This is a genomic window from Emticicia sp. 17c (assembly GCF_037153985.1).
In the GTDB taxonomy this organism is placed as follows: Bacteria; Bacteroidota; Bacteroidia; order Cytophagales; family Spirosomataceae; genus Emticicia.
The window spans coordinates 98619-125592 of record NZ_JBBAYI010000008.1; the positions used below are offsets into that span (position 1 = coordinate 98619).

The 26974-nt window shown below is 44.9% G+C and carries 26 protein-coding genes and 1 CRISPR repeat array; of the genes, 12 read left to right on the top strand and 14 right to left on the bottom strand.

The annotated features are described in order from the left end of the window. Window positions 1-3: 3 nt before the first annotated feature. From WAA15_RS15980 to WAA15_RS15990, 3 genes are all read right to left on the bottom strand, one after another. Window positions 4-1116: an HlyD family secretion protein gene (locus WAA15_RS15980; RefSeq protein WP_337043805.1), complete on the bottom strand. Its 1113-nt coding sequence runs from the start codon at window positions 1114-1116 to the stop codon at window positions 4-6. Window positions 1117-1314: 198 nt separating this feature from the next. Next, window positions 1315-2646 (bottom strand): TolC family protein, encoded by a 1332-nt coding sequence (locus WAA15_RS15985; protein WP_337043806.1) that lies wholly within the window; start codon window positions 2644-2646, stop codon window positions 1315-1317. A 1-nt stretch (window position 2647) separates the two neighbouring features. Next, window positions 2648-3079, bottom strand: coding sequence for a MarR family winged helix-turn-helix transcriptional regulator (locus WAA15_RS15990; protein WP_337043807.1), 432 nt, complete (start codon window positions 3077-3079; stop codon window positions 2648-2650). A 468-nt stretch (window positions 3080-3547) separates the two neighbouring features. Between WAA15_RS15990 and WAA15_RS15995 the strand changes: the two genes are divergently transcribed. After that, window positions 3548-4039, top strand: a complete 492-nt coding sequence (locus tag WAA15_RS15995; RefSeq protein ID WP_337043808.1) for a hypothetical protein — start codon at window positions 3548-3550, stop codon at window positions 4037-4039. 73 nt (window positions 4040-4112) lie between these two features. Beyond that, window positions 4113-4481: a hypothetical protein gene (locus WAA15_RS16000; protein ID WP_337043809.1), complete on the top strand. Its 369-nt coding sequence runs from the start codon at window positions 4113-4115 to the stop codon at window positions 4479-4481. Window positions 4482-4534: 53 nt separating this feature from the next. Here the strand turns inward: WAA15_RS16000 and WAA15_RS16005 are convergent, their stop codons facing one another. Both WAA15_RS16005 and WAA15_RS16010 read right to left on the bottom strand, forming a co-directional pair. Then, entirely contained in the window at window positions 4535-5467 is a 933-nt protein-coding gene (locus WAA15_RS16005; protein ID WP_337043810.1) for a hypothetical protein, read from the bottom strand. A gap of 334 nt (window positions 5468-5801) precedes the next feature. Beyond that, window positions 5802-9058: a CRISPR direct-repeat array (repeat unit 30 nt; unit sequence GTTTCAATTCCTATATGGTGCGATTAAAAG). A 126-nt stretch (window positions 9059-9184) separates the two neighbouring features. Next, entirely contained in the window at window positions 9185-9670 is a 486-nt protein-coding gene (locus WAA15_RS16010; protein WP_337043811.1) for a hypothetical protein, read from the bottom strand. 389 nt (window positions 9671-10059) lie between these two features. On the opposite strand from WAA15_RS16010, the gene WAA15_RS16015 reads away from it, so the two are divergent. Beyond that, window positions 10060-10584 (top strand): GNAT family N-acetyltransferase, encoded by a 525-nt coding sequence (locus WAA15_RS16015; protein ID WP_337043812.1) that lies wholly within the window; start codon window positions 10060-10062, stop codon window positions 10582-10584. Window positions 10585-10656: 72 nt separating this feature from the next. Here WAA15_RS16015 and WAA15_RS16020 read toward each other — a convergent pair whose 3' ends face one another. Together WAA15_RS16020 and WAA15_RS16025 are read right to left on the bottom strand one after the other, a co-directional pair. Then, complete coding sequence (locus WAA15_RS16020) at window positions 10657-11466, bottom strand: SDR family NAD(P)-dependent oxidoreductase (protein WP_337043813.1); 810 nt, start codon at window positions 11464-11466, stop codon at window positions 10657-10659. 36 nt (window positions 11467-11502) lie between these two features. Next, the gene (locus tag WAA15_RS16025) at window positions 11503-11673 is read right to left on the bottom strand and encodes a hypothetical protein (RefSeq protein ID WP_337043814.1); all 171 of its coding nucleotides are present in this window, start codon (window positions 11671-11673) and stop codon (window positions 11503-11505) included. A gap of 81 nt (window positions 11674-11754) precedes the next feature. On the opposite strand from WAA15_RS16025, the gene WAA15_RS16030 reads away from it, so the two are divergent. The 4 genes from WAA15_RS16030 (at window position 11755) to WAA15_RS16045 (ending at window position 14202) form a co-directional block, all read left to right on the top strand. Then, window positions 11755-12576 carry a universal stress protein gene (locus tag WAA15_RS16030; RefSeq protein ID WP_337043815.1) on the top strand — a complete coding sequence of 274 codons (822 nt, stop codon included), beginning with the start codon at window positions 11755-11757 and terminating at the stop codon, window positions 12574-12576. Window positions 12577-12595: 19 nt separating this feature from the next. Continuing rightward, window positions 12596-12871 (top strand): heavy-metal-associated domain-containing protein, encoded by a 276-nt coding sequence (locus WAA15_RS16035; protein WP_337043816.1) that lies wholly within the window; start codon window positions 12596-12598, stop codon window positions 12869-12871. 39 nt (window positions 12872-12910) lie between these two features. After that, window positions 12911-13282, top strand: a complete 372-nt coding sequence (locus WAA15_RS16040) for a hypothetical protein (RefSeq protein ID WP_337043817.1) — start codon at window positions 12911-12913, stop codon at window positions 13280-13282. Window positions 13283-13968: 686 nt separating this feature from the next. After that, window positions 13969-14202, top strand: a complete 234-nt coding sequence (locus tag WAA15_RS16045; RefSeq protein ID WP_337043818.1) for a hypothetical protein — start codon at window positions 13969-13971, stop codon at window positions 14200-14202. On the opposite strand, the gene WAA15_RS16050 is transcribed toward WAA15_RS16045, so the two are convergent. Continuing rightward, entirely contained in the window at window positions 14203-14439 is a 237-nt protein-coding gene (locus WAA15_RS16050; protein ID WP_337043819.1) for a hypothetical protein, read from the bottom strand. It abuts the gene before it with no gap. A gap of 258 nt (window positions 14440-14697) precedes the next feature. Then, a complete protein-coding gene (locus tag WAA15_RS16055; RefSeq protein ID WP_337043820.1) occupies window positions 14698-16056 on the bottom strand; it encodes a DUF3500 domain-containing protein in 1359 nt (452 codons plus the stop codon). A 449-nt stretch (window positions 16057-16505) separates the two neighbouring features. On the opposite strand from WAA15_RS16055, the gene WAA15_RS16060 reads away from it, so the two are divergent. Then, a complete protein-coding gene (locus WAA15_RS16060) occupies window positions 16506-18002 on the top strand; it encodes an alpha/beta hydrolase (protein WP_337043821.1) in 1497 nt (498 codons plus the stop codon). 13 nt (window positions 18003-18015) lie between these two features. Here the strand turns inward: WAA15_RS16060 and WAA15_RS16065 are convergent, their stop codons facing one another. The 3 genes from WAA15_RS16065 to WAA15_RS16075 all read right to left on the bottom strand — a co-directional run bounded on the left by WAA15_RS16065 (window position 18016) and on the right by WAA15_RS16075 (window position 20866). Continuing rightward, window positions 18016-18489: a hypothetical protein gene (locus tag WAA15_RS16065; protein WP_337043822.1), complete on the bottom strand. Its 474-nt coding sequence runs from the start codon at window positions 18487-18489 to the stop codon at window positions 18016-18018. Between the two features lie 4 nt (window positions 18490-18493). Further along, window positions 18494-19663 carry a carboxypeptidase-like regulatory domain-containing protein gene (locus tag WAA15_RS16070; RefSeq protein ID WP_337043823.1) on the bottom strand — a complete coding sequence of 390 codons (1170 nt, stop codon included), beginning with the start codon at window positions 19661-19663 and terminating at the stop codon, window positions 18494-18496. Between the two features lie 201 nt (window positions 19664-19864). Continuing rightward, a complete protein-coding gene (locus WAA15_RS16075) occupies window positions 19865-20866 on the bottom strand; it encodes a carboxypeptidase-like regulatory domain-containing protein (RefSeq protein WP_337043824.1) in 1002 nt (333 codons plus the stop codon). A gap of 326 nt (window positions 20867-21192) precedes the next feature. On the opposite strand from WAA15_RS16075, the gene WAA15_RS16080 reads away from it, so the two are divergent. Further along, entirely contained in the window at window positions 21193-21996 is an 804-nt protein-coding gene (locus tag WAA15_RS16080) for a type II CAAX endopeptidase family protein (protein WP_337043825.1), read from the top strand. Between the two features lie 113 nt (window positions 21997-22109). Here WAA15_RS16080 and WAA15_RS16085 read toward each other — a convergent pair whose 3' ends face one another. After that, window positions 22110-22637 carry a hypothetical protein gene (locus WAA15_RS16085; protein ID WP_337043826.1) on the bottom strand — a complete coding sequence of 176 codons (528 nt, stop codon included), beginning with the start codon at window positions 22635-22637 and terminating at the stop codon, window positions 22110-22112. A 186-nt stretch (window positions 22638-22823) separates the two neighbouring features. Here WAA15_RS16085 and WAA15_RS16090 point away from each other — a divergent pair, with 186 nt between their 5' ends. Beyond that, window positions 22824-25226, top strand: a complete 2403-nt coding sequence (locus WAA15_RS16090) for a hypothetical protein (protein ID WP_337043827.1) — start codon at window positions 22824-22826, stop codon at window positions 25224-25226. 192 nt (window positions 25227-25418) lie between these two features. Here WAA15_RS16090 and WAA15_RS16095 read toward each other — a convergent pair whose 3' ends face one another. Then, window positions 25419-25562 (bottom strand): hypothetical protein, encoded by a 144-nt coding sequence (locus WAA15_RS16095; protein ID WP_337043828.1) that lies wholly within the window; start codon window positions 25560-25562, stop codon window positions 25419-25421. 117 nt (window positions 25563-25679) lie between these two features. On the opposite strand from WAA15_RS16095, the gene WAA15_RS16100 reads away from it, so the two are divergent. Next, complete coding sequence (locus WAA15_RS16100) at window positions 25680-26225, top strand: Crp/Fnr family transcriptional regulator (protein ID WP_337043829.1); 546 nt, start codon at window positions 25680-25682, stop codon at window positions 26223-26225. Between the two features lie 96 nt (window positions 26226-26321). Further along, entirely contained in the window at window positions 26322-26966 is a 645-nt protein-coding gene (locus WAA15_RS16105; protein ID WP_337043830.1) for a hypothetical protein, read from the top strand. Window positions 26967-26974: the final 8 nt, after the last annotated feature.

The following is a 26974-nucleotide window of genomic DNA, read 5'->3' on the forward strand; positions in this document are numbered from 1 at the left end:
AGCTTATTTCTTTTGTACGTCAACGGCTACGCCTACACTCAAACCCGGGCGTAATTTGGCAAAAACCGGACTGTTTTTATCTACTTCGATTCGTACGGGTACACGTTGTACCACTTTTACATAGTTTCCGGTGGCGTTGTCTGGCGGAATCAACGAGAACTTCGCGCCTGTGGCTCCGGCAAACGACTCAACCTTGCCTGTCAGTTTTTCATCTCCGAAAGCATCTACTTCAATATCTACCGGTTGGCCTATTTCCATTTTGGTTAACTGTGTTTCCTTGAAGTTGGCCGTTACCCACAAATTATTGGTTGTTACGATTGAACACAGTGCCTGACCGGGCTGAATTAACTGCCCTACCTGTACCGAGCGTTTCGATACCACACCTGCTGCCGGCGCTACTACTACCGTATAAGATAATTGCAGTCGGGCGAGTTCGAGTTCGGCCTGACGCTGCTTGATAGTAGCCTGCGACACCGCCGCCTGGCTGGCAATTGCCTTGCGTTGCGAACTCGTAACACCTGTTTGTGTATTGGCGGCATTTACCTGCAACTGCGCTGTTTCGAGTTGCGACTGCGCCGCTTGCAAGGCTGCCTGTGCGGCGTCTCGCTCGGCCTGTACGTTGTCGAACTGTTGTTGCGGAATGGTTTTTTCGGCCAGTAGGCGGCTGTAACGGTCAAAATCACGGTTGGCTTTCTGCGCCCTTACCTGTGCGGCCGCTACGTTGGCCTGAGCGGTGCTTACCTGATTACGCGCCGTTTGTACATTGGCTTGCGAGGTCTGAATGGTGGCCGCCGCTACACCAATATTAAGCTGGCTTACGCCGCTGCCTGCTTCGGCTGTTTGCAGGGCTGCTTCGGCTTGTGTTACCCTGATGCGGTAGTCGGCATCATCAATAATAAAAAGGGTGTCGCCCGCTTTTACAGGCTGGTTGTCTTTAAAACGAATTTCTTTAATGTACCCACCAATTTTAGGCGTAACGGGGTCTACGTCGCCATCAATTTGTGCGTCGTCGGTGGTTTCATAGCGTTGCAGGTACTGGATTTCCTTGTAGCCATAGAAAAGGGCAGCAATCAGCACGATAACGCCCACAACACGGATTATTACTTTGGTATTCATGATTGTTTATGATAAATAATGTGTTTTTAAATGTTGGTTTTGTGTTTCTCCCCAGTTCTTCCCCGCAAATGGTGGCCTAAGCTGCCATTGTTGGGGAAGGTGGTTTTTGCGTTTGTTTTTCTGGGGATACGGTCGGTTTTTTATCCGTACTCTGCATAACAGAGACCGGATTTTACTACCCGCCCGCGGTGCGGTGTGTTATTTCACACCACCACCTGTGGCTTTCAAAAGACGTTGGTAAGCAAGCTGGCCATCTACTTTTGAATTAATCAGGTTTAATTTTGCTTGTAATAAAAAACTGTTGGCGTCGAGCAACTCGGTTGACCCTACCAGCCCGTTACGGAACCGTGATTCCGTCAGCCTGTAATTTTCTTCGGCTTGAGTTAATGCTATTTGTATTACTTTTTGTTGTTCGAGTGCCAGTTCATAATTATGATACGCCGACACCACCTCGGTACGAATCTGGTCGGCCTGTTGCTGGCCTTGTGTAATGCTTTCGTTAATGGCAACTTTCGCGCTGTTGATACGCCCCTTAAGGTTATATAACGACCCTATGTTGTACGAAACCCCCAAGCCGATATTCCATGCGTTGATAAACGCATTCGGCTCTGGAATAAGGCTGGCTGCCGGATTTATGTAATTATAGCCGGCCGATAAACCCACGTGCGGATATTTGGCACTCTTGACAAGGCGCAACTGGGCGTCGGCCGATTGCTGGCGCAAAGCGTTGGCCTGCAATTCGGGGCGTTGTTGTAAAGCCTGCCCCAGAAAACTATTGAGCGATTCCACCACGGCTGGGGCGTTGGTAAGGGTGGTGTCGATGCTTATAGTGGCGTTTTCGTCGAGGCCAACAAGTAATCCGAAATTAAAGAGGGCTGTCTGGCGGGCTTTTTCTACCTGCAAGCGGCTTAGTTGCAGGTTGTTTTTTTGTAACTGTATTTTTAAAACTTCGTTTGGCAGAATCACCCCTTCTTTTTCGAGGTTGCGGGCATCACGTTCGCGCTCATCAAACTGCTTGATGTTCTGGTTGATAATCTCGGCAGAGCGCATCAGCTTCACAATGTTATAATAGGCATCCGTAACGGTGTAAGTTAGTTCTTGGCGGTTACGTTGCGCATCGAGGCGGCTGGCACGTAACAGTAAGTCGGCCGATAGTTGTGAAGATTTCTCGGCAAAACCTGCAAATAGTTCTTTCTTGATACTTACAGCACCCATTGTTGCGCTGAACCCTCCGGCCGGAAGCCCAAACAGCGGCTTGCCGTCTTCGCCTTCGCCAAAGGCAAAAGGGGTAATCAGGCTAAAACGCGAGTACGACAACGAGGCACTTGCTTGTGGTAAGTTGCGGTCTTTTACTTCCTGTGCGCGGGCCTCGGCTCCTTGCACGCGGAGGTCGGCCAGTTTTAGTGATTTGTTATTTTTCAGGGCCATCTCAATGGCCTGACTCAATGGCATTGGTGTAGCCGCCGACTGCGCAAGGGTGGTTCCTAGCGTAAGGCAGCTTAGCCCAATGGCGGTGATGTACTTTTTCATTTTATTTGGTTCTGATTTTGGTCAAAAGTGTGTTAAGTGTTTTTACTTCTTCGTCGGTCAGGTGGCTCACGATTGATTCGAAATTCTGAAATTCGACGGCTACTTTCTTGACAAACTCGTTCGATTCTTCGGTGAGGCGCAATTTCACCCGCCTACGATTCAAAGGGTCGGTTTCGCGCACAATCAGGTTTTTCCTGATAAGGCGGTCGGTCAGGCGGGTCATGTCCGAATTGGTTTCGTGCATTTTCCTTTTCAGTTCGCCGGCATTCAGGCTTTCGGGGTAGGCCTCCTGCAACTGGCGCAACACTACGTATTGTTGTACCGACAGCTTAAAGGGAGCCAACTTCTGGTCGAAATGATTAAAAATATACCCGTCTGTTATATGCAGATTGGCAATCAGTTCGTGATACTTGTTTTTATAATTTATGCTCATGCTTTTTTCAATTGCGCTGCAAAGGTAGCGGAATATTCGTTTAAACAAATAACGTTTAAACGAGCGTTCCGCAGAAGCACTTTTACCTCTCTGAAATCAGGTTAAAAGGGGTTTATACAAGGCAAAAAAAACGTAACTTCGGGGGTGAATATGCGTATGAGGCAGCATACTTTCTTTGAAAAAGACAAGCCAGAAACTGAATAATACCAAAATACAGCAAAGTGTGTAGGGCAGATTAAAGTTCGATTAAAATTATTAAAAACACCGCATAAAGCCTGCTGAAAAGGCTTAAAACTGGCTTGCAAAAGCACTTGGGTGGGGGCAGAGCGGCGGCGGTATAAGCCTGCCCTTGCCAACGGCTTGGGCGAGTTACGAGTAAGCACACAGGCTAATTGTACCTTAAAATAAATTTAACTTGGCAATAAGCCGGATTTATGGTTTATTGGGTGGCAAAATTTTATATACCTCATGAAAGTATTCAGTATTTTTTGCTTTTTGGCATTGGTCAGGCTTATGGGTTTTTTGACTGACAAGCACACGAGTGTATCGGCTATTACGGTTTGCCATGGCAAGTGTGTTGGCAGTGCCTACTGCACCGCCTGCTCGACCTGCGAATATTGCAAGTATTGTAACAGCGGCGGAACCTGTGGTGTTTGTGCGCCTTCTAAAACCCCAAAGCCTGCCAGTAGTTCTGCCTACGAAAGCATAACGGGCAAAACCTCTTCGTATAATTCGGGGGGTACTACTATTACCACTACCTTACGCTTCAGGGTGGTCAGTGCTAAAGCCTATTTTTATAAAAGCCCCGACAAACGCACAATTCAGAAACGATTTCTGATAATGGGCGATACAGGCGTGATTATGCATAAAAGTACTAACTTTATATATACTGAATTTGTGAACTCAAAGGGAATTATTACAAGAGGATGGCTAAAACTGGAAGATATTGCGTTAGAGTAATAGCTTGCAGGGGCATGGAATATACATTCAGTAAGAACTTGGTTTATGTCTTAAACTCAACATATATACTTCTATGAAAACACTTCTTTTACTTTTTTGTCTGGCGGCTCCGGTGCTTTATTCTCCGGCAGTTCACACGCCTGTTGCGGCGGTGACTGGCCCTTGTTCAGAAACTTATGAGTTATCGAGCAATAGCATACCGACCTATCGGGAAACAGAAACTAAAACGGGTTTTGGTCCTAAAGATGGGCGTTTTTTCTATTGGATAATTACTTTTTCCGACAACACCACCGGAAGGCTCTTTCAGGGGGGTAGCTCGCAGCGTTTTTTTGTCGAAGACAGCAACGGCAATAATTATTATTATATCGACCGCCGGGCGGCCGTCAGGGCTTTGTATATCTATAAAAAACACGGTTGTTTTTCTACCATAGACAGGGGCTAAAAAAAGTCCCGTTCTGCTTAACATAAACAGAACGGGACACATACCTTTATGCCTCAGGGTAATTGGTACGTAACGCGTATGCCCTTTACACTCATGAGGTTAGTGCTGCCGCCTGTGTAATTCCAGCGTCCATAGCCATACTCGCCAGTTGAGTTTACGGGTAGTACAAGTACAAAAATAGCTTCGCCAGCATCTACCGTATGCGACAAAGTACCACTTGCAAGCGAATTTACATTAATATCGTTATTGGTATTCTGAAACAATGAGGCAAAGGTAGTGCTATAACCCACATCAAGTGGCGAAGAGAGAAAGACGAATCTCAAGTTATTAGTTGCGTCACTATCTATAAAAAAGGCTTCTACTTTAGTAATAACTACACCCGCTGGCAGAATTATCGGTGCTACTAGGTCTTCATTAATATTAGTACCTACTATTTCACAACCCGAATATGCGCTCGATGTCGTAAGCGAGCCACCACCTGTGTTGTTTCTGCGTTGGAAACCCTGGGGCGGAACCACCATTGTAAAAGTTCGGGTTTCGGCGTAGAGTGTACCCGACGCGTTGGCATAAACAGGGCGGTTACCCGTACCCGCTAAGCCCGACGACAGGATGTTACCTGCTACCGAGAGCTTCTGAGCAGGTGCGTCGGTGCTTAGTAGCCCTATACCCACATTGCCCGTTTTGCCGTCACGGGGGTTAATGATGGTGTTTCCGTTGGTATTCAGCAAAACCTGTGCGGCTCCGGCATTGGTACTAAGCGCCATAGAATGGTTGGTAGCGGTTTGTAACCAGCCCGTTAGGACACTCGACTCCGACTTGATATAGGTATTCATGCGTAGTACGCCGTTGGTATGTTCAAAGCCTGCCTTGTTTACATCCGTTTTGGAAACAGTGGGCGGTTGTGTGTCGGCAGAAATAGTAACAGAGGTTTGGCTAAATGCCGTATAAGAGGCAATCAGAAGCGAAAAAAGTATACTTTTTTTCATAAAAAATGAGGTTTATTGATATGTGTTTTTTGAGATGGTATTGTATGCTTATCGAGTAGTTGCGGGTATAGGGGCCCTTACCACCGGAGGCATATTACATTTTACTAATTGAGTAGTATAAAATTAGATTAACTAAAGTTATTTAACCGCAATAGGCCATTTGCAGTTGCGAAAAATTTATTGAGCGGCTGGCGTTCAGGGAGATTTAGGGAAATTCTCAGACGTATACAGATGTCCGCGTAGAGCTATACTAGCACACACAAAACGGTATCGCTCTGCCTACAAATAAGCACATTTGCCAATTGCTGTATGTGACGATGGCGAGATTCAGAAGATTCCAATTCCTATATGGTGCGATTAAAAGTATAAAGAATAAATTAAACCTATCAAGAAAATAAAAGTTTCAATTCCTATATGGTGCGATTAAAAGAGACGAATTAAAAGGGTTTGATATTACGAAAGTAATGTTTCAATTCCTATATGGTGCGATTAAAAGGACGAAGTAATGAAAGCTGAGCAGGCAGCAGAGTATCGTTTCAATTCCTATATGGTGCGATTAAAAGAGATATTTTTCCGTGACCCATTGACTGAGAAATAAAGTTTCAATTCCTATATGGTGCGATTAAAAGACCACACCCGACCACTGGTTTAGTAGTTGAAAACACGTTTCAATTCCTATATGGTGCGATTAAAAGTTTTTGAGGTTGGGGTAGGGCTATTCCAAAAATATAGTTTCAATTCCTATATGGTGCGATTAAAAGCTTATCTGGCAGCGGTGAAGGTGCTGCTGGAGAAGAGTTTCAATTCCTATATGGTGCAATTAAAAGGACTATCCGAGATATTTGTGCGTATGACCCTATTACGTTTCAATTCCTATATGGTGCGATTAAAAGTATGAAAGAAAGTTATTTACCGTAAGCTCACAATTAGTTTCAATTCCTATATGGTGCGATTAAAAGGGAACACAGGTTCCGTATGCAGCTGCACAGAACGAGTTTCAATTCCTATATGGTGCGATTAAAAGTACACGTTTACGTTTAACTATCATCGTTGTGAAGTTGTTTCAATTCCTATATGGTGCGATTAAAAGGCAAAGGAAAAGTAATTAAAATAACCGAGGTATATTGTTTCAATTCCTATATGGTGCGATTAAAAGCCGGAAAAAACGCCCTCAAAAAGGTACAAGAAGCGTTTCAATTCCTATATGGTGCGATTAAAAGTTTAAAATCTTAATAGCTCTTTCTATATCGTTTTTAGTTTCAATTCCTATATGGTGCGATTAAAAGACTTGAAAAATAAACTTGTAGATGTTGATTATGAAGTTTCAATTCCTATATGGTGCGATTAAAAGTGATTTCTATTTTAGGAGAAGAATTTGATTTAGAAAGTTTCAATTCCTATATGGTGCGATTAAAAGTGTACGATATTGGTAAAAATGTAAGCAGCCGAAATTTGTTTCAATTCCTATATGGTGCGATTAAAAGATTTGAAGGAAACTGGAGCTTCAACGATGTAGAAGGGTTTCAATTCCTATATGGTGCGATTAAAAGTCGCCAGTTTGGCCGGATAAAACACAATTGTTTGAGGTTTCAATTCCTATATGGTGCGATTAAAAGATCTTTCAGCTTGTCTACTTCGTCAAGAATCAAAAGGTTTCAATTCCTATATGGTGCGATTAAAAGGATATTTCAGTTAATTGTCATATAAAAATTTATAAGTTTCAATTCCTATATGGTGCGATTAAAAGAAGAGTGCTAACGAGGGGCAACCGTTTCAACAAGCAGTTTCAATTCCTATATGGTGCGATTAAAAGTACTATTCCGGTTGTTGTAGTTGTTGTTACAATTTGGTTTCAATTCCTATATGGTGCGATTAAAAGAGACTAACTTTTTTGCGTGTATACTTCCTTGATTGCGTTTCAATTCCTATATGGTGCGATTAAAAGTGTATCGCCTATATTGGCCAATTCTCCTGATTCCACGTTTCAATTCCTATATGGTGCGATTAAAAGTAGTTCATCGAACATTCGGCGGGCCGTTTCTTTTGTTTCAATTCCTATATGGTGCGATTAAAAGAAAATTCTGAAAACTTAATGTATAGGTTGGGCTATAGTTTCAATTCCTATATGGTGCGATTAAAAGAACAGAATTTTCTAATAATCCATTAGAAATAATTTTGTTTCAATTCCTATATGGTGCGATTAAAAGAGATTCAATAATTGAGAATATGAATAAAAAAACCTTGTTTCAATTCCTATATGGTGCGATTAAAAGATCTTGACCGGATGGATGATGAACCCATGATAAAACGTTTCAATTCCTATATGGTGCGATTAAAAGGTGGTGCATCATTTAATGTTGGTCAAGGTGAACAAGTTTCAATTCCTATATGGTGCGATTAAAAGTTTTTCAGGTCATACAATAATATATTCCCTGATGCTGTTTCAATTCCTATATGGTGCGATTAAAAGTATCGCATATAGGTGTAGGGAAAGCACTTAAGGTTTGTTTCAATTCCTATATGGTGCGATTAAAAGTAATTACACAAAGGTCGTCGTAAAGACGATTCTTAGGTTTCAATTCCTATATGGTGCGATTAAAAGCACCATGTGAGTGTTATGTTGGTAGAGTTAGAAATGTGTTTCAATTCCTATATGGTGCGATTAAAAGTTGGTCAGCACAAAATAACACTATCCTTAATACAGGGTTTCAATTCCTATATGGTGCGATTAAAAGTTCAACCTCAGTAGTTTCAGTAGGCAAGAAATTTGGGTTTCAATTCCTATATGGTGCGATTAAAAGAAAGAAATTTTTGGCATAAATGGGATTGATTATGATGTTTCAATTCCTATATGGTGCGATTAAAAGATGACTTTTGCGTTCTTAAGTCGGCTGGTTTTAAAGGTTTCAATTCCTATATGGTGCGATTAAAAGAACGGAAAGCAAGATAAGCCGTTGATTCTTAATGTGTTTCAATTCCTATATGGTGCGATTAAAAGAGCAACGAAGCTGAAACATAAAATTTTTAAGAAGAGTTTCAATTCCTATATGGTGCGATTAAAAGGGGCGTGCAAACCCCTAACGGCTTCGTAACACCAGGTTTCAATTCCTATATGGTGCGATTAAAAGAGGGTATATTACCGTTACACGCCATCCGGGCGTAGAGTTTCAATTCCTATATGGTGCGATTAAAAGCTTGTATAGTACTACCCTGCCCTCCACCATTTGCACGGTTTCAATTCCTATATGGTGCGATTAAAAGTAGTAACTCTGTTGTGTATGAAACAGGGTTTCGGATGTTTCAATTCCTATATGGTGCGATTAAAAGCCAAATAATCCGGCCTATTCTGCGAAGTTGCAAGGTGTTTCAATTCCTATATGGTGCGATTAAAAGTCCCTTCAAGATAGAAAACGCCGCCGCGTTCACCGCGTTTCAATTCCTATATGGTGCGATTAAAAGGCTTTTTGGAAGTTTGCATTAAATACGATATTAAAAGTTTCAATTCCTATATGGTGCGATTAAAAGCACTTTCGATAGCCCATTCCTTGAATCTGTCAGGAAGTTTCAATTCCTATATGGTGCGATTAAAAGCCGTTCAAAAATAGGCTTTGTAGGGGCTAAGATAGGGGTTTTCTGGCAAAAAAACAAACCAGAAAGTCGTCGGTGTGTAATGCTACGGTTTTACCCGTAGACCGACGACCTCCCGACCCGAATATCTTATGCCGATGGCTTCTCGATTGTCCAACCCTCTGCCAGAAAGGCTTTTACTAACGGGCTTTCTTTGGCTCCGTCGACTTCAGGAAAAACCCCTAACTTATAGCTTTGCCTGTCAGAGAAAAAACCAAACAGATAAAAAGCTGCCAGAAATACCACAATAAAGCTGATAATGAACCCAACGGCATTGAATAAAAACCAGCATAGTATAATGGCCGGAATAAAAAATAATGCGGCTTTGAGTGCGCCCGAAATATTTGCATCGGCATGAGTTTTTTTGCAGGCTGCGCAACGGGTAACACCTACTGTTATCTGCTGAAATTTTACCGATTTGTAAACAATAACATTGGTTCTGTCCTGCTCGTTATAGAGCGGTATAAAATAGCAGTCGTCAATGCTGCTTACGATGCCATTATTGCAGTAGGTGCATTGGGTGTAAGTAGGCTCAATACGTTTAAGAACTGAATTTACTACGTAGGGTGTTTCCATTGTTGTGAAAGGTAAGTGTTAAATATTTATTATGCTTTAACTTTGGGGTATAAATACAACTGGTGGTAATGGCGGGCCGTCGGGGTCGCTGGGTATCAACAGTTACAGTTTATTAGCTATCGACATACAATTACCTGCAAAGGGGTAGGCCCATTAGCAAAAGTATGAGAAGTAAGTACAAAAGATTAAGCCACAGTTCAAGACGAGGCAGTTGGCAGGTCACAGTAAAAGATGCCTAACGTATTTGCTTACAAACTTGCTGGAAAGTTAATAAAAAATACATAAATCTGAAAATATCTGTTTATCGTTTATTCAATAGGGGAGGCTTGGGTACAATTGTGCGGCATTTTCAGGATTAGTACGTATCTTTAACCATCAAAGCGGGATTTATGTATTTCAGACAACTAACAGCAGCGCAGCCGGAGGGCATCGAACACATCTATCAGCATTATTGTAAAACTTTTCCGGCCGACGAGCGCAGAAACGACACCCAGTTTAAGGCTATGTTGCAAAACGGGCAAACACTGGTGCTAAGTATTGAGTCGGGTCGTGGAATGCTGGGCTACTGTATTGGCTGGCCCTTGCGTGCAGGCTTGTTTATTGAACACTTTGAAATATACGAAGCCTTCAGGAGTGGCGGGCTGGGCAGCACGGTGCTGGCAGAACTTAAAAAGCAATATCCGGTCATGATACTCGAATGCGAACCCGCAACCCTGAGCGAAATAGCCCATAAGCGTATTTTGTTTTATGAACGAAACGGCTTTCAGGTGGTTGATACCACCTACATACAGCCTGCATACGATGCCACCAAAAGGCCCCAACCTATGTATCTGATGGCAACGCAGGCATTAACGCTCGGCCCCGTAATTGATGAGATTTATGGGCAGGTGTATCAGGTAAACCCACCCGCGTGACGAGCGCACTGAAAAACAAACCCGAAACTGGCATTTGCCACAGGTGTTTCGGGTAGCGGGCAGCATAAGAGCTTATACGAGTAACAAACCGCCATCGACAACCAATGTGCTGCCGGTAATGTAATCAGAGGCTTTACTGGCCAGAAAGAGCGCGGCATGGCCGATGTCGTCGGGCTGGCCGATTCGTTGTAGCGGAAGTTGCTGAATAAACTGGGCTGTTTGCGCCATCATGGCTTCCTGTTGTTCTTTCGTAACCGAATCGCCCGCTATTCGGGCAACGCCCGGCGTATTAATGCCACCCGGAGCAATATCGTTTACCGTAATGCCGTATTTGCCTGCTTCTTTGGCAAAAGCCCTTGTGAGCATTCTGACACCCCCCTTCGACGCATCGTATTGCGACAAATTTCCGGTGGGTTTCAGGCTATCTACCGACGAAATATTAATTATTTTGCCACCGTGCTTGCGTTCAATTAAGGTATTAATAAAGTTTTTCGATAAAAACGCCACCGCTTTCAGGTTCAACGATAAGGTTTTGTCCCACATTTCTTCGCTGAGTTGGGTCAGAGGCATATATTTAAAAATTCCGGCGTTGTTTACCAGTATATGCACATCGCCAAAAACACTTACCGCTTTTGCGATAACCCCCGCCACATTAGCCGTATTGGCTAAGTCTGTTTGCAGGTAGGCTACTTTTGCGCCCGTGGCGGCAATGGCTTGCAGGGTGTCCTGCGCTTCGGTTTCGGGTACTATATCTACAATCAGGATATTAGCTCCGGCATAAGCCAGTTGCATGGCAATGCCTTTGCCTATACCCATAGCTCCGCCCGTTACGATAGCGGTTTTGCCTGTTAAATCGAATAAGTCTTTGATAATATCGTGCATTTTTTTGCTGCTTTAGAATGAATAAACAAATGCCTGTTACAGAAACCTGCGGCAAGCACTAAAGCCCGCACAATGGCTCCTTCTGCCAGACACAGCGCAAAACAACAGCGTAGGCGGCGCAAAAATTATGATAAGCCTCATACCCGAAAGTGATTCCCGACACATGGCGCGCAGGGTATCAGGAATCAGAAACCTGCGCAAAATCATACGGGTTTCTATTGGTAGTCAATTTTTATGACAGCCATAGATAGCAACTTTGTTGTATCAAAACCATAATCAATACTTCTTATGAAGACGATTCTTTGTACAACCGACTTTTCAAGACCTTCGTCGAAGGTATGCCGATATGCTGCCCAGTTGGCCCGCCAGATAGGTGCCAAACTGGTATTACTTCATGCCACCCAGCCCTCGTTTGTTTACACGCCCGACATGGGCGCGCTTGCTTTTAACGACAACGCGCTGCTGAAACACGAGGAAACCAAAATGAAAGCCCTTGCCCGCCGGCTCGTAAAACTCGTCGAGGGCGAGATTCTGATAGAAACACTGGTATATGAAGGTTTTGTGGCCGATGTTATCAAGCAAACCGCCTTGCAGATAAAACCCGATATGCTCGTGATGAGTACCGTAGGGCAGTTGCCCCAAAGCTCGGAGTTGCTCGGGAACATCGCTACCGAAATGATTCAGAAATCGCCAGTGCCGTTACTGTTTATACCGCCAAAAGCTACATTCAAACCTTATACACACGTGTATCTGGCACTTGATTTGGCACAGGAAACAAACACACACGCCATTCAGCAAACACTTAACACCCTGAAAGCCTTCAAGGCCGTTATCACGATTTTCTCGGTGCATCCTAAACCCGAATCGGAAGAAGCCAAACTCAAAGTATGGCAGTTGAGAGAGTTACTGAAAGAGTATCCGCACGTAATGAATGTGATGAAAGGAAAAGATTTTGTGGAGGATTTCGTCAGAAATGCCCACGAATACAAAGCCGACCTGATGCTTGTGTTTCCGAAACACCATAATTTGCTCGAACGCTGGTTTATGGGGCAGCCTAATACCGAGCAACTGATGTTCAGAGCCGACCTGCCCATTATGGCTATTCATTAAATAGTAAACACACAAAAGCATGAACATAGTAGTTGATAAATTATTTGTAGATAACCTCAAATGCAGCGGCTGCGCGCATACAATTAAGCAAAGCCTGATGAACATTGTAGGGGTGCTTGAGGTACGCCCCAACCCCGAAGAAGGGTGGGTGGAAGTAGAACACGAAGATTTTACCGATACCGATAACATTACCCGCCGACTGGCCGAACTGGGCTACCCCAAAGCTGGCACCTCGAATCTGCTGCAAACGGCGCGGTCTTATGTGAGTTGTGCGTTAGGCAAAATAAATACCTGAAACCACAAGGCATAGCTGCCTACTTATATTTTACACCTTATGCGTATTGTACAACAACTTTGGCGAAATGAATTAGCCTCTATTGCGCAGGAAAACGACTTCATGTTACAGTTGCTGGCTAATTTGCAGACCGAACACCTGTTACAGACAAGGTACGAAGAACAGGCCGGAAATTTCTTTAATCATTTCCAGTACTTTTCGGCGGTGGCGAAGCATCTGCAAAATGAACTGAGTGCGTTTGAAAACCAACGGGCAGAACGTGAAAACAGCCAGCCCACTGCCCTGCACCGATACGACTATTTCAGAGAGGAAATGGACAGACTTGAAAATAAATACAGCAGCTTTAAAAATAATTTTAAATCTTTTCTTAATTATCTGGCTTTACAGTCGGCAGGTTTTGTGCATTCCTGAGGCTGTGGCCCCGCTATTAAGGCAAGTATCTTTGTTCGTAGTGATTTATAGGTTGAAAAGCAATGGCACGGGGTCGAGGTCTCCGTGCCAATTTGTTACCATTTAATTTACCACTTGGCAGCCGAGTATTTGGTAACAGTGGCTTTAATGATTATGGCCTTCAGGACTTTTATTAACTACATAAAACTCATATTCTCTTCTAAACTACTATATTTCAAAGGTTAAAAAAAACAGGGAAGTTCAGTTTCGATTAACAGACTTTCTGGATAAGTTACTTTAGGGCTAGTGAACAATTCCTAAGCGTTTGTTAAATATTAAACACTGGCTGCTTGGGCAGCAACTACTCTTTTTGAAAATAAAGCATACCGGCACAATAATTTTTTGGTAATAATTGTGCTGACAATTATCTTTGAAGTACGAATATAACTTCTGCTCAGAAAATAACTATCTACCTCAAACACAGGCCCGTATAATTTTTTATTATTGATTGTTAACAACAGTTACCAGAAACTGTCTGGATACAACCAGAAAATGTTCGGCCCTTATGCTGAGTTTCCGTGCTAACATTTGCGCTACATCATGCCTGTTAGTAAATGCTTTGGGCGGTTATTGGGTGTATTGGCTCCGAGCGGTTTGGTTGTGTACTGCCATTTTCTGATTGGAGATTAAATTTTTATAGCCAACTGATGAGAAATTTAACGAACCTAAGAAAAGAAATTGTGGGAGCTTTAGCAACATTTAAAATTAAACACAACAACATTACTTATCACGCGCAAACCCACGACCTGACCATTTCTGTTGCACCTGAAACAGACCCACAGCAACTGAAACAATTTACGGGCTACCTCAATACGCTCAGCCTGAAATACAGGTCGTCGTTTCATTCAGATACCCGATGTGTCGACATCACGATTTATTAGTTATTCAAAAACCGAAACAAAAGTAAACTGCAAGTCGGGGAATGTGCTGGCCGTGCATTGCAGGTGTTGCTGCTGCATACACCTCATAAACCTGTTGAAGTTGTCGGGCGTAGGTACGGTATCGATAAAAACAGTAATGCTGTTAAGGGCTTCGTTGTCGATAATTTCGGCCGGAGTAATCAGGCTTTCCCGAAGGGCTTGTTCTACTTTCTGTTTCAGGGGTATAGCTACTTGCATAAATAGGTTTTGTACGGTGTGCCGGTGTGTTACAAAAAGTTGTGCAGATTATAGTAGGTTTTCGTGTGTCAATTAACTGCATAGTAAAATCATACATTAGTAAAGCTCATATTGCTTACTGGCTAGCTGCGCAAAGGTTACAAATACACACCAGAATATCTGCAAGGCTTTTACCAAACGCCAAAAAAATAGCGGTAATAGCCTTGAAACTATCACCGCCACGTAAGGGTGCTATATCGAAGTAAGTAAAAACGAGGGTTATTGAATATTGCCGTAGTCGCGCTTGCGGTCGCGGTATACGGAGCGATACTGGATGTCGGCAGGAGTCAGGGTGGCGGGCGTACAGATAAACTCTATCCAGACACTGGGGCCGTCGATACGTACGTAGTCGCCGGCTTTGCTCAGGGCGGCATCGCCTGCATAATAAATATATGTCTGGTCGAGTTCCGTCTCGTAGAGGCTCAACATCGTTTTCGATGTTACGTCGTCGGCATCCAGCAACCACGGCTTCATGGCTACCAGCACGAGTTCTTTCTGAACGGCGTTGAGGCTACTCACCGGAAGCCCCGCCTTTGTAGTCGGGAAGGCCCCATCTTTCTTCGGCCCCAATAATAAATCGCTCATGGTGCTTGTGGCGTGTGCCAGCGCAAGCTGTGCAGGCGTAAGCCCTGCCAGCATGGCTTTCAGGGCATCGCGCTCGCCATCGAGCGGCGCGTAAGAGATAGTCCCCGACAGCCACGATTTCGGTTCAACCGCCTGAAACGACGGCGTAGTGCCTACTACCGCGCCATTGCTGTATGTAATGTGCTGCACGTAATTATGCCCCCCGAACTGGAGCATCCAAGTGCCTGTCTGGCTGGGTGTGCCGAGTATGGCAATGCTGTATTTTTTCGACGAATACGCCGTGCCGCCTCCATTGCCTGCCAGTACGTCGTCGGCTAGGGTTATCTGTATAAACTCGCTATATCCTTCGTCGGGGGTGGTGCCTGTGGCGGCAGCTATTACGGCTTTGGCGGCTATCAGTTGGGCCTCTGTGAGGGCGTTGAACTCAAGCCCGTTACGTGTAGCGCCCGTCAGCACCGACCAGTTGGTGGCGTTGGCTTGGCTAAGTGGCAGTTGCAGGGCTGCTAGTTGTGTGGCCGACAAACTCCGTTTGAAGGTATCGAGTGCGGCCAGTACCATACCCACCGACCCCGTTGCTGGGCGCGGCGTGGTGGTGTCGGCCATAACGGTTACTTCTAGCACACACGATTGCCCGCCGACGCTAATCGGGAAAGTGGCCGTTCCGGCCGAAGTGGGGGTTCCGCTGATGCTGTAAGCGATGGTTCCGTTGCCATGCGAAAGAAACCCCGCCACAAGGTTGGCTTTTAGGCCCAGTACGCCATTAGAGGCGATGGTGTCGTCTGATACATAGGCTACTCCGTTGCCGCCTGCATACGCAATAGTGGCCCTGCCGTTGAACGCCTTGCCACTCATAGGCATGGCACTAATGGTGGCCGTAGAGCAGTTAAGTGCCGAAATAGTGGGAATGGTAACAATTTCGTCAGGCTCGCAAGCCTGAAAAACAAGCAGTGTAAAAAGCGTTATTGCTGCCAATAATAGACTGTTCCTTTTCATGGTAAAAGTTTTAAATAAGTGTATGGATATTGTTAAATGCTGTGTATGCACGCGTGTTGTGTGCGGCATAGCCAACAAAAGGGAGTGGTGTGAGGTAGAAAAAAGGCAGCATTGCAGGTCGTGAAACCTGTTATATAAACGTAGAAACCCCGCAATAGGTTTTAAAAAACTGATTAAAAATAGCTGGAAAATTAAAAGAGCCTGCAAAACAAAACGAGAAGAATAAAAAAAGCGACCTCCGTAGCGCCCAACACTGTTCAGGTGTTTGCTCGTTTACCGCCGCTTGATTAGGCAAACAAAATTTTTAAAAATAAGTTCTGAATAATTAACCAAAATTCTCTAACCTCCATTGAAATTCCCGAATAGTAAGAAATTATGGTTTTTTGTTTTGCTGCTTTGCCTTGCAATCTGGATATTTTTTTATAGCTTTAATAAACCTTCTATCTGTTATGAAAAAGCGAGTTTCTTGCAGGCATCAGCTATTGCTGTTTTGGCTATTGTTGTTTCCGTTTTTTGCGTGGGCGCAGCCAGATGCCCGACAAGCCTACCTCGCCGACTTGAAAAGCATTAGTAGGGCTTTCAGCGGTGAGTATTACCCCAATTATGCCACTATTTATGCTCTGCCCGAAAAGGTTTTCATCCATAAAATAGACTCGGCGCGGCAGGTGTTTGTGGCTGTGCTTGAGCAACACCGCCAGCAACTCGACCAACCCTTTGCCGATACTCAACAGACCGAAATCAAGTATTATTTCGATAAATTACTGCTAGAATACCCCATTAGCCATGCCATTTATGGCGATAAAGCCGCCGCCGAAGCCTCGGCGATTCCTGAGCGGATGGCGGCTAATCTGCCCGATTTTAATAAACCCGAATTGCTGAAAAACTCCGATTTTGTTAATTATGCGCAAACTTTTTTTTCGTATCAGATAAGCCGCGAATTGCGCAAAAGCCAGTATAAAAACCATGATAACAAGCATCTGGAGGCCATCTGGAAACTAATACCCTTGTATGTGCAGCAGCCTGCGTGTAAGGATTTCTGGCAGTATGATTACCTATATAAGCATATCGATAACGACGGCATTAACCACATAGAGCCTATTTATAATGATTTCCTGCGGGGGTGTCGGGATACCGCCTATACCAACCCCATTAAAAAACTCTATGCCGAAGACTTGGCCGGTAGGCAGGGGCATCTCATACAAGCCTATAAAACAGTTGGGCCGTATAAGCTGTATATTCATTTGTTTGGCGCAACAAACAAGGCCGATACCCGCAAGCCTGTGATGGTGTATTTTCATGGGGGTAGCTGGTCGGAAGGGAAACCCGACTGGTTTTTTCCGGCTTGCGAAGAGTACGCCCGCAAGGGCTGGGTAGCTTGTGCCGTTGAATACCGTACGTATGGGCGGCATGGTACTTTGCCCTTCGAGGCCGTGAAAGATGCCCGCTCGGCCATCAGGTGGTTACGCCAGCATGGGCAGCAGTACGGCATTGATACCAGCCGAATAGTGGCTTCGGGGAACTCGGCAGGGGGGCATCTGGTATTGGCTACGGCATTGGCCGACAACTGGAACGAAAAAACCGATAACCTGCACCTGAGTGCCACGCCTAACGTGCTGCTCATAAATGCAGGGGTATATGACCTGACCGACGCTACCACGGCTTGGCTACGCAAAGATTTGGCCGATAAGAATCAGGCGCGAGAAATATCGCCGCTGTTTCTGGTGCGCAAACAACTACCGCCTACGCTTGTGCTGCATGGCACTAACGACCGCAACGTGTCTTATGCCAGTGCCAAACGCTTTGTTGAGGAAATGCGCGCAGCGGGTAACACTACCATTGAGTTTCATACGCTCGAAGGAGCGGGGCATTTTATCTGGTTCGATAAACGCTTCGGCCCTGAGGTGTCGAAATTCCGGCAGGATTTCCTCACGAAACTGGGTTACTAAGCCCATGTAATGCCTAATTGCCTCCGGCTTTGTTGCCGGCGGGTGTGCCTGTGCTTTTTTCTTTCGCAAAAAATATACCCAGCATTAACGTTACAAGGCTATGGAGGGCAACTATTATTTTTGAGTAGTTACGGAGGTGTTCGAGGGGGGTGAGCTTGTTTTCGCTTTTGTCGATGGCGTAGCTCATCAGCCCGAATATGAGTAGCATCAAGGCAAAGTACAATACCATTATCCAGAAACAAAGCCAGTAGTTGCCTTTGTCAATCTGTTTGTTGTCGGGGTCTCCCTGTTGCACAAGTGCCACATACGAGCCGCCAATAAGTGTAAGGGTAGGAATAAAGTTTGGCAGGAACCAGTCCCAGAAGGCATCAGAGTCTTTGCCGAATTTCTGGCCAGCTTGTTGGGTAATGGCAATGGCTACAAAAAGCAATGTACCTACTCCCCAGCAAATGAGTAAATTACGTTGAGCAACAAGTTTTGAAATCATGGGTTTATTTTTTGAGTCCTTGTAAAATGCGCGAAGAGCTTAAATATCGGGCGGTGTCCCACCCTCTGTTCAGATTCATTTCTGCTGCTTGGCTGGAGGTTTGTTTAAATTCATAAATATAAGCCGTGCAATTGAACTGACCCGAATAGAGGGTATTGGCAATACTGGCGGGCAAACCAATGCTGGCTCCATAGAACCAGCTTTTTACCTGATTCAGGTTAGTACTGGCGGTAGAAGCCAAAGGGTTGGCGGTTGAAATAACAAAAACACAGGTTCTGAAATAGCCGCTTCGGTTCACAAACAAAGATTTGATATAATCGAGCATATCGCCTTTTGCCCAAGCCGTAAACTTCAGTTCCCAACGCTGAGAGCCGTCCATCGGCTCGCCGTCGTCGCGGGTTTGTTCCAATTGTGCAATCAGAATAAAACCATCGAGGGTTTTCTTGTTTTTGTCCATCACTCTGTAATAGCGGGTGTCGCCCCAGCCGGCAGTTTTTAAGGCTTTTACCAGAATAGAATCTACCTCGCCGAGTGTTTTAGCTTCTTTGAAATAGTCTTTGTCCAGAATAGCTGCGGCCGAAGCCTGTGGCGGCGGAATCATGAAGCCGGGCATTTCGTCTTCCATAACGGCGGCCTCCGAATCCGGCAAGTCGGGTGCAGGGGGTTTGGCTATTCGCATGGCAAACATGGTGTTGTTGCCAGTTTGCTGCGTAACGTTTATTTCCATGTGGTGAAACCCCGGCTGGTTAATGAGCAAAACATCGTTTTTCTTTACATTTATTACGAAGTTACCGTTAATGTCTGTCATAACTGTTTTGGTCGAGCCTTTTACCTGTACTGTTACACCCGGCAAAGGGTTGTTCTTGGTGTCGGTTACCTTGCCCTGAAAAAAGATAGAAACAGGCGAAATAAGTGTGTCGGCCGTTGCCAGATGCAGCTTTGAGGGAGTTACTTTTTCGAGGTTTGTTTTGGGTTTTATTGCCGAAAACGACGTATCCTTCACCACTTTGGGGCTGGCCTTCGTTTGGATTTTTACGTTTGTTGCCTCTTTTGGCGGGGGCAAAGTTTTTTGTGGGCTTATTGCTTTCTGAAATTTGGGGGCGGTTTTTTGTTGCGCCTGCAAGGGGTGCAGGGCAACCAACAGGGCCATGAGGGGTATCAGAAGGGGTTTCATATTTTTATGCTGCTTAGGTTCTAAGGCAAAGGGTAAAATACTGGTAAAACCAATTGTTTTTTGCCTTGATATACAAAAACAGCCTAATTAAAGTAGCTTATACAAGATTAAAAAAAAGTCTGAGATTTCCAAAGAAAAAAGGCATTTTTTTATTTTACGGCATAGGGGTAATGTATGCCTATAAGCCATAAAGCCAACGGTTTATCTGGACAGTATCTGCAAAATGCCCGAATTTTTCAGGTATTGGTCGGTATTGCAGCGGTTTTCGAGCAGGCTGAACTGGTTGGTTACTTGCCTGAACTCGTATACGTAAGCGGTGCAGGTGAATTTATCGGAGTAAGGCATGGAGGCTATGCCATCGGGTAGGGCAGAGGCTCCCCTGCTAAACCAGCTTTTGGCCTGTTCAAAACTGGCGGTTTCTTCTGACCCCGCTAGATTTACGTTTGTAATGACAAAAAGGCTTAACTTAAAGTAACCCTCCCGATTCACAAACAGTGAGGTGAAGTAATCCCAGAAATTGCCGTTTTTCCATGTTTGGAGTTTTAACTCCCAGCGTTTGTTATTGGGTAGTGGTTGGCCGTTTTCCTGAATTTGTTCTATTTGCGAAATCAGCACAAAACCCTGTAAATTTTTTCTATTCTTATCAATTACCCTGTAATAGTGGGTGTCGCCCCAGCCGGCTTTATGCAAGGCGTTGGTCAGGAGGGAGTCCACATCGCCGAATGTTCGGGCAGATTTAAAGTAGGCTTTATCAAGCCTGTTATATGCCGAAGGGGTTGGCGGCGGAATAACAAAACCCGGTAATGTTTGATCTAATTCCAGCATTATTCGTTCGTCATCTACAACATATCTAGGTAAGGGAGGTTTTTGAATTGCAAAAACAGAAGAATCATTATCTAACCTAAAAATAAAATCTGTTGTCTCAATATAAAGGATTTCCCACTCTTTCTGCATATAATTGCCTGCTGAGAAAACAAGCACATCGCGAGGTTTTACGTTTAGCGTAAATTCTCCTTTACTATCGGTCACGGTGCCTATTGTGCTTCCTTTCACCATTACAGTTATGCCAGTATATGGGTAGCCCTCTTTACTAATCACCAAGCCTTTCAGCGGGGTTGTTTTCAGCGGGGCATTTTGTGCTAGTGCGGGCAGCATAGCAAGTATACATAACAGGGTAAAAACTAGGGTTTTAACGTTTTTCATGTCAGTTAATTTTAGTAGACCTACAAAACAGTACATGATATTTACTTGCCAGCGTATTGAAGCAAATAATTGAGAATAAACTAACAACATTACACAAATGCTTGCCCACAGGCAAGCAAAAGGTGTTGTTTTTATTTTATGGTACCTGTCAGGCATTCAGGCAGGGCTGAAAGCCTGTTTAGCCCGCAGTTAGCCGCCAGACACGGGCAGGAAATACCTTGTGGTTGAGGGGAAAAATTTGTTAAAATTTAATTGCCCGATACCGCAAAAATTGCACGAAGAAAAGTAATTTTACCACCCACAATTCATGATAAACAACACAAACTATGAAGCCCCTGATTACGTATTTTGCTTTAGCTTATATTATTAGCTGGTTAATCTGGTTTCCGCTATACGGCCATGCTTTTGGTATTGATAATTTACCTGTTTTGCCGTTTCATCATGGCATCGGTGGGCTTGGGCCGTTGCTGGCTTCGGTTATTACTGCATGGCTCTACCATAAAAAGGCGGGCTTGAAGCAGCTATTAAAGCAGATGATTAAGGCAAAACCCCTGATTTATGTTGTTATTGCCTTGTGTAGCCCCTTTTTGCTGGCAGTGTTGGCGGCTGTTATTAATTATGTGGCAAGCGGCACTTTTGTAAGGCTGTCGGGGTTGTTTGTGGCAAAGGAGTATCCGGCTTTGGGTTTTTCGGGTTTCTTTCTTTACAACCTTGTTTTCTTTGGGTTTGGCGAGGAGGTCGGTTGGCGAGGTTTTGCTTTGCCTCGTCTGCAAAGCAGATTCAACGCCCTTACAGCCAGTATTATCCTGACCGTTTTTTGGGCTTTATGGCACTGGCCTTTATTTTTATACCGACCCGGAATGGCCAGCATGGGTATTGCCGGAGCTGCGGGCTGGTTTTTCAGCTTGTTAACGGGCAGTATTTTACTCACGTGGCTGTATAATTCTTCAAAAGCAAGTATACTGATTTGTGCCATTTTTCATTCAACGATTGATATTGCTTTTCTGGCCGATTTTACCGATGCCAACATGACCAATTACATGGGTATGCTTATTACGGTGTGGGGTATACTGACAATCGTTATTTTCAAACCACAAAATTTATCGAAGCAACCCAGAACAAAGATATAACAGAAAACCTTATGCAGTAGGCTAAGGCAAGTAAGGGCTTTAGCTGTTGTAGATGGGTAAGAATAGGGCTGATACATTTCCGTATTTGCTACGAGAAGGTATCAGCCTCTAGGCTAGCTGGCGGGGTTGTAACAAATAAGGTCTTCGTATTCTTCAAGCACATTATCGATGTCGGCATCAACTACTTCAAAAGCCAGATACTCGATGTGTTCTAGCCCCAGTAATTGGGCAAAGCTGAAATCGCCCCCTTCTGCTTCTTCGGGGTTATCAATCGAGAAAAGCGTATTGAGTGCTTCTTGGGTGGCTTCGTCGAGGGCTAGCACCGACACCAGTTTGTCGAAATTTAACTGTTCTTTATTGATGATAAACCCATCGAAATAATCCTGAATAGAATACTCCGAAACAAGTTCGGTTCCTTCGTATAGCGTAAAGCCCCAACCCAGAAAATCGCTGGTACGCGAGAAATGGAGCAGCAGCCCCTCGTTATAGGCACTTAGTTTATTGCGTTCTTGTGCCAGAAAAGTTACCCAGCCATTAGTGGGCTGAAATACATAGCCTTTGGCTCCTGCTTTGGAAAGTATCTGGAGGGCATCGGTAGTTTGTGTGGTTTTTAAATGCAGTTGGTCGCTGAAATCGCTCATAAGAATTGATTGGTTTTAATACCCAAATATAGGAATTTATGCCAATTGTTCTGCCTGATATACGGCGGTTCATCTGTGGTGGTGTACCACTAAATAAATATCTATACCGTTAGATAAATAAATGCTTTATTCCTGCGCTTTCTTACGGAAATTCAGTAAGAATACTCACATTAACTATTATTTATCATGAGAGCGAAATCTATTGTGCTAATGCTGACATTAGCGTTGTACGTGTTCGTGAGCCAGATGTGTACCACGAACAAAGAAGTAGCCGGATTTACGACCGACCCAGTGGTGTCGGTAGGGCATGGGGCCTTAATTGGTGCCGACGGGCAGGAAATTAAACCCGAGCAGCAATTTATTGAAAGCGCACAAAAATTTTATATCGATAAGCTACAAAAACTGGCCGGGCAGGATAAAAAAGCTACCCTGAAAGCCGAAGTAGAGCGCAAGCAAAAGGATATTTACCAACTGGTTGACGACAAAGTACTGGCAAATGCCTTGTATCTGGATTGGCTCATTGAAACCCTCAAGCCTGATAATTTTGCACAATTGAGCATTATTAACAAGGGGCTTCGCTGGAAATATGTGACCGAAATACAGAAGAATCCGGTGCTACCCGATAAAGACGGCAACTGGAACAAGGGGCTTAGAATGGAGGTAATAACAAAACTCAAAGGTTTGGGGGTGAGTTCGTCCGCTCTGACGACGGTCAATAATGGTGAAGCCTACCGCAAGGAGTGCCTCGAAGCGGGTGTGCCTGTGCCGCGTGAGATGTTCTCAGGCGAATGGAAATTTCAGGGGATTATCGACAACGTGTTTATCAGCCGAGGAGCGCAGGCAGAACTGTGGTTGTATGAGAGCGAGTCGCCGAAGGGGGTATGCCTTGCCTTGCCCCGATACCCAATCAGAGACGGCAAGGTGTCTGACAACGCTACGCTTTTTGGGGTAATATGCCTCGGTACGAATACCGGAAAGGCTTGTTTCTTTGATAACCCGACAGGGAAAACCTTTAAGAGAAATGTAAGGGTGAGCTTTAATGAATGGGTAGGCGGAACCGACCTTAAATTGCAGGAGTCGACGGGTGGAATGTGTACCGATTGCCACGCAGGTGAAAACCCGTATGTAGTTCACCCCGATAAACCACCGTTTGCGGGTATTATTGATAAACTGAAATCGCCGGTGTGGCATGACCCCCTCGTAGATGCCAGTTGGGTACATAACCCCGGCCCAAGTGTTTTGCTGGATGCTGTTGACTCGGACCGTAAGTGTACCAGTTGCCACACGAGCCGTTCGGCGGGGCGTTTTCCTGAGGTATCTAACCGCCTGAGTGGCTATTGTTCGATGGTACTGGCTAATGCCGTAGGTTCTATGCCTATCAGAACCATGCCGCAGGGCGATTTGTCGGGCATCAGCTTTTATATGAATCATATCAATGCCCTGAAAAATGCTTGTGGAGCAGCCCCGGGCGACCCGGGCGTGGTGGTAAAGGTTAATCCGCAGGAAGACCCCTCCTTTATTTCTCCGCCTATTGTTTTTGACCCTATTTATCAGTGTGCTACTACGGTGGCCGTTAGGGGTGTAATACTCAATGCCAAAGTAAATCTTTACGTAAATGGCACGCTGGTGCGGACAATATCGCCCGCCCGCGACCCCGACAAAACGGATTTTAACGGCTTGCCTGCTTTGCGTGCCGGAGATAAAGTAAAAGCCACGCAGGAATTTAACGGGGTGGTGTCGGGGCCATCGAACGAAGTAACCGTGAAAGACTACAAGGCCGACTACCCCTCTGGCTTGCCTGCTCCTACCATTGACCCCTCTCTTGTATACGAATGCGCCAACGTAATAGCTGTGCGGCACGTGCCGGGGGCTAACGTAACCATTTACTCAAATGGCGGCTCGCCTGTTACTTATATCGGGGGTGGTTCGGGCTGGACAATCTTTTCGCCCTCGAAACGCCCGTTTAGTGTAGGCGACAAGTTTACGGCCGAAATATCGCTCTGCAACGATAAAAGCCCGATTTCGGCCCCTGTTACGGCTATTGCCGCGCCTGCGTCGCTGGGGTCTCCGCAGTTTAATCCGCCTGCCATTATCGACGGGCAAGAGCTTATTGCGCTTTCGGGCTTAACCAACGGGAGTGTAACAACGGTAACTGTAACGGGGGCCGGAAGTGCCAAGTTCACGATGCCGATTTCGTACATCAATAACTTTGATATTGCTACCAAAATAGGCCGTAAACTGCGTGCCGGCGATGTCATGACGGCCTTTCAGGAGTTGTGTATCAAAGGCCCAACCACCCGAACACCCGAAGGTAGCCGCTGCGATGCCCTTGCCGCGCCTAAAATTGCGCATCCGGTGGTGGGGAGCGATGTGGTGGTGGTAACCAGTAGCGTGCCGGGCGCACGTATACGGGTATACGACGGCTCAGGGAAAGAAATTGGCGACGGCAGCGGAAGTATTATTAAACTGAGCCGGAAAATTACCGGAACCGATACCCTGATTGTGGTGCAACAGGTAGGTGAATGTACCAGCAAGGAGGGCTATAAAGTAGGGGTAAGAAACGCCAGCGACCAGAAGAAAGGCGTATAAGCGCAGATGAGCAATAAGCAATACAGGTTACCTGATTACCAAAGTTTGTCAGGTAACCTGTATTGTATGTACTGATGTGCATCAGAAAAAAAACTTTCGGCCTCGGCCAATGCCCAAAGTCGATTTCCTGCTGATAGCAGCAGGAAATCTGTTTGAACGACTTGAGCAGGGCACAGTATGCCAGTAGGCAAGCTAGGCTGTGTCGGGGCCTGCGGCCATAGTGGCAACAGAAGCAAAAACACGTAAGTCGGCAAATGATATGCGGGTGTTGTTGCAATGCCGTTTCAGAGCACCACAATATTGATGAAAATACCCAAGAAGTAGAAATACAAACATTGTTTTTTATTTTACGGTACTTTCATAGTGGTTCTTTGCTTAAACTGGCGGTTCAAATAGGGTTTATTGTGTATGAATGCCAGCTTTTGATTATCTTTGGCTTTCTGATTTGAACGAATGCTTTATACTGCCTTAGAAAAAATAGGCCGTTTTTCGGCCGATGAGCTAGCCTTTATTGAACAGCATCTGGTTCGGAAGCCGTTCAGGAAAAACGATATTCTACTGGCCGAAGGTGTGGTTTGCCAGTCGGCAAGTTTTCTGGTGTCGGGTGTGGCTTATCAGTTTTCTATGAACGACATCGAAGAAAACATCATTGATTTGTATCTGACCAACGACTGGGTAATTAACTATCAGAGCTTTGTAGGGCAGAGGCCCTCTACCACTGAGATAAAAGCCTATTCCGACGGCGAACTGCTCGAAATGAGCATCTACACGGTGCATTATCTCATCGAAACCTCGCCTGTGTTTTTTCAGTTGGGCAAGCTGCTCGAGCAAGCCATTGCCCGTAACCATTATTTCGATAATGCCCTTACGCCCTTACAAAAATACACCCACTTGCTCGAAACCAGACCACAACTTTTGCAGCAGTTTCCACTCAAAATGATAGCCTCTTATCTCAAAATAACGCCCGAAACCCTAAGCCGCGTCAGAAGTATGTACTGATACTCCCTATTTCTTGATTTCAATCAAGTGCTTGTTTGCGCCCCATGCTGCAACTTTGTGAAAATTATCATAGTTTAATTCTTAATATTTATTCGTATGGATAAACGGTTCAGACAGTCAGCCGGACTGATGCTTTGCTTAGGCTCGGCGCTGGGTACACTCGCAATGGTGCTTCATCCGGTAGGAGGTAGTATGCAGCACATAATTAATATTCAGCCAATAATTGTTTTTTCGCATTCGCTGGCCATTTTCTGCTTGCCCATTATGGGTTTTGGAGCGTGGGGTTTGTCGGTACTGTTGCAAACACCTAGCCGCATAGCCCTGTTACCCTTTTTTGTTTTTTGTGCTGGCCTTATTGCCGCCATGCTGGCAGGCACTATTAACGGGCTGGTGTTTCCGTATTATGTAGAGCGGTATTTTAATGCAGATGTGAGCAAAGATATTGTTAATGCCAGCCTGAATTATGGCCGATACCTCAATGCTGCGCTCGATTATATTTTTATTGCGGCCTGTGCTTTTGCAGTAGGTGGGTGGTCGGTTATGATTTTAGTTACAAGGCGTTTGCCGCAATGGCTGGGCTATTATGGTGGAGGCATTATTGCTGTTGGTATGGTGGGGGTTGTTACGGGCTTTAATTTTATCAGTGTGTCGGGCTTTACGATATTCGTTTTAGGGTTGGTAAGCTGGCTGGTGTTGGCAGGAGTATTGATGTGGCGCAGCCAAAACACCAAAAACAGATAGATTACTTT

Excerpts from the sequence above, each read along its gene's own strand:
- WAA15_RS16060 (WP_337043821.1), top strand. The coding sequence starts at position 16,506 with ATGAAAAAGCGAGTTTCTTGCAGGCATCAGCTATTGCTGTTTTGGCTA.
- WAA15_RS16040 (WP_337043817.1), top strand. The coding sequence starts at position 12,911 with ATGCGTATTGTACAACAACTTTGGCGAAATGAATTAGCCTCTATTGCG.
- WAA15_RS16090 (WP_337043827.1), top strand. The coding sequence starts at position 22,824 with ATGAGAGCGAAATCTATTGTGCTAATGCTGACATTAGCGTTGTACGTG.
- WAA15_RS16085 (WP_337043826.1), bottom strand. The coding sequence starts at position 22,637 with ATGAGCGATTTCAGCGACCAACTGCATTTAAAAACCACACAAACTACC.
- WAA15_RS16105 (WP_337043830.1), top strand. The coding sequence starts at position 26,322 with ATGGATAAACGGTTCAGACAGTCAGCCGGACTGATGCTTTGCTTAGGC.
- WAA15_RS16030 (WP_337043815.1), top strand. The coding sequence starts at position 11,755 with ATGAAGACGATTCTTTGTACAACCGACTTTTCAAGACCTTCGTCGAAG.
- WAA15_RS16080 (WP_337043825.1), top strand. The coding sequence starts at position 21,193 with ATGAAGCCCCTGATTACGTATTTTGCTTTAGCTTATATTATTAGCTGG.
- WAA15_RS16045 (WP_337043818.1), top strand. The coding sequence starts at position 13,969 with ATGAGAAATTTAACGAACCTAAGAAAAGAAATTGTGGGAGCTTTAGCA.
- WAA15_RS16095 (WP_337043828.1), bottom strand. The coding sequence starts at position 25,562 with ATGTTTGTATTTCTACTTCTTGGGTATTTTCATCAATATTGTGGTGCT.
- WAA15_RS16070 (WP_337043823.1), bottom strand. The coding sequence starts at position 19,663 with ATGAAACCCCTTCTGATACCCCTCATGGCCCTGTTGGTTGCCCTGCAC.
- WAA15_RS16100 (WP_337043829.1), top strand. The coding sequence starts at position 25,680 with ATGCTTTATACTGCCTTAGAAAAAATAGGCCGTTTTTCGGCCGATGAG.
- WAA15_RS15985 (WP_337043806.1), bottom strand. The coding sequence starts at position 2,646 with ATGAAAAAGTACATCACCGCCATTGGGCTAAGCTGCCTTACGCTAGGA.
- WAA15_RS16050 (WP_337043819.1), bottom strand. The coding sequence starts at position 14,439 with ATGCAAGTAGCTATACCCCTGAAACAGAAAGTAGAACAAGCCCTTCGG.
- WAA15_RS16020 (WP_337043813.1), bottom strand. The coding sequence starts at position 11,466 with ATGCACGATATTATCAAAGACTTATTCGATTTAACAGGCAAAACCGCT.
- WAA15_RS15995 (WP_337043808.1), top strand. The coding sequence starts at position 3,548 with ATGAAAGTATTCAGTATTTTTTGCTTTTTGGCATTGGTCAGGCTTATG.
- WAA15_RS15990 (WP_337043807.1), bottom strand. The coding sequence starts at position 3,079 with ATGAGCATAAATTATAAAAACAAGTATCACGAACTGATTGCCAATCTG.
- WAA15_RS16035 (WP_337043816.1), top strand. The coding sequence starts at position 12,596 with ATGAACATAGTAGTTGATAAATTATTTGTAGATAACCTCAAATGCAGC.
- WAA15_RS16075 (WP_337043824.1), bottom strand. The coding sequence starts at position 20,866 with ATGAAAAACGTTAAAACCCTAGTTTTTACCCTGTTATGTATACTTGCT.
- WAA15_RS16065 (WP_337043822.1), bottom strand. The coding sequence starts at position 18,489 with ATGATTTCAAAACTTGTTGCTCAACGTAATTTACTCATTTGCTGGGGA.
- WAA15_RS15980 (WP_337043805.1), bottom strand. The coding sequence starts at position 1,116 with ATGAATACCAAAGTAATAATCCGTGTTGTGGGCGTTATCGTGCTGATT.
- WAA15_RS16005 (WP_337043810.1), bottom strand. The coding sequence starts at position 5,467 with ATGAAAAAAAGTATACTTTTTTCGCTTCTGATTGCCTCTTATACGGCA.
- WAA15_RS16015 (WP_337043812.1), top strand. The coding sequence starts at position 10,060 with ATGTATTTCAGACAACTAACAGCAGCGCAGCCGGAGGGCATCGAACAC.
- WAA15_RS16055 (WP_337043820.1), bottom strand. The coding sequence starts at position 16,056 with ATGAAAAGGAACAGTCTATTATTGGCAGCAATAACGCTTTTTACACTG.
- WAA15_RS16000 (WP_337043809.1), top strand. The coding sequence starts at position 4,113 with ATGAAAACACTTCTTTTACTTTTTTGTCTGGCGGCTCCGGTGCTTTAT.
- WAA15_RS16010 (WP_337043811.1), bottom strand. The coding sequence starts at position 9,670 with ATGGAAACACCCTACGTAGTAAATTCAGTTCTTAAACGTATTGAGCCT.
- WAA15_RS16025 (WP_337043814.1), bottom strand. The coding sequence starts at position 11,673 with ATGATTTTGCGCAGGTTTCTGATTCCTGATACCCTGCGCGCCATGTGT.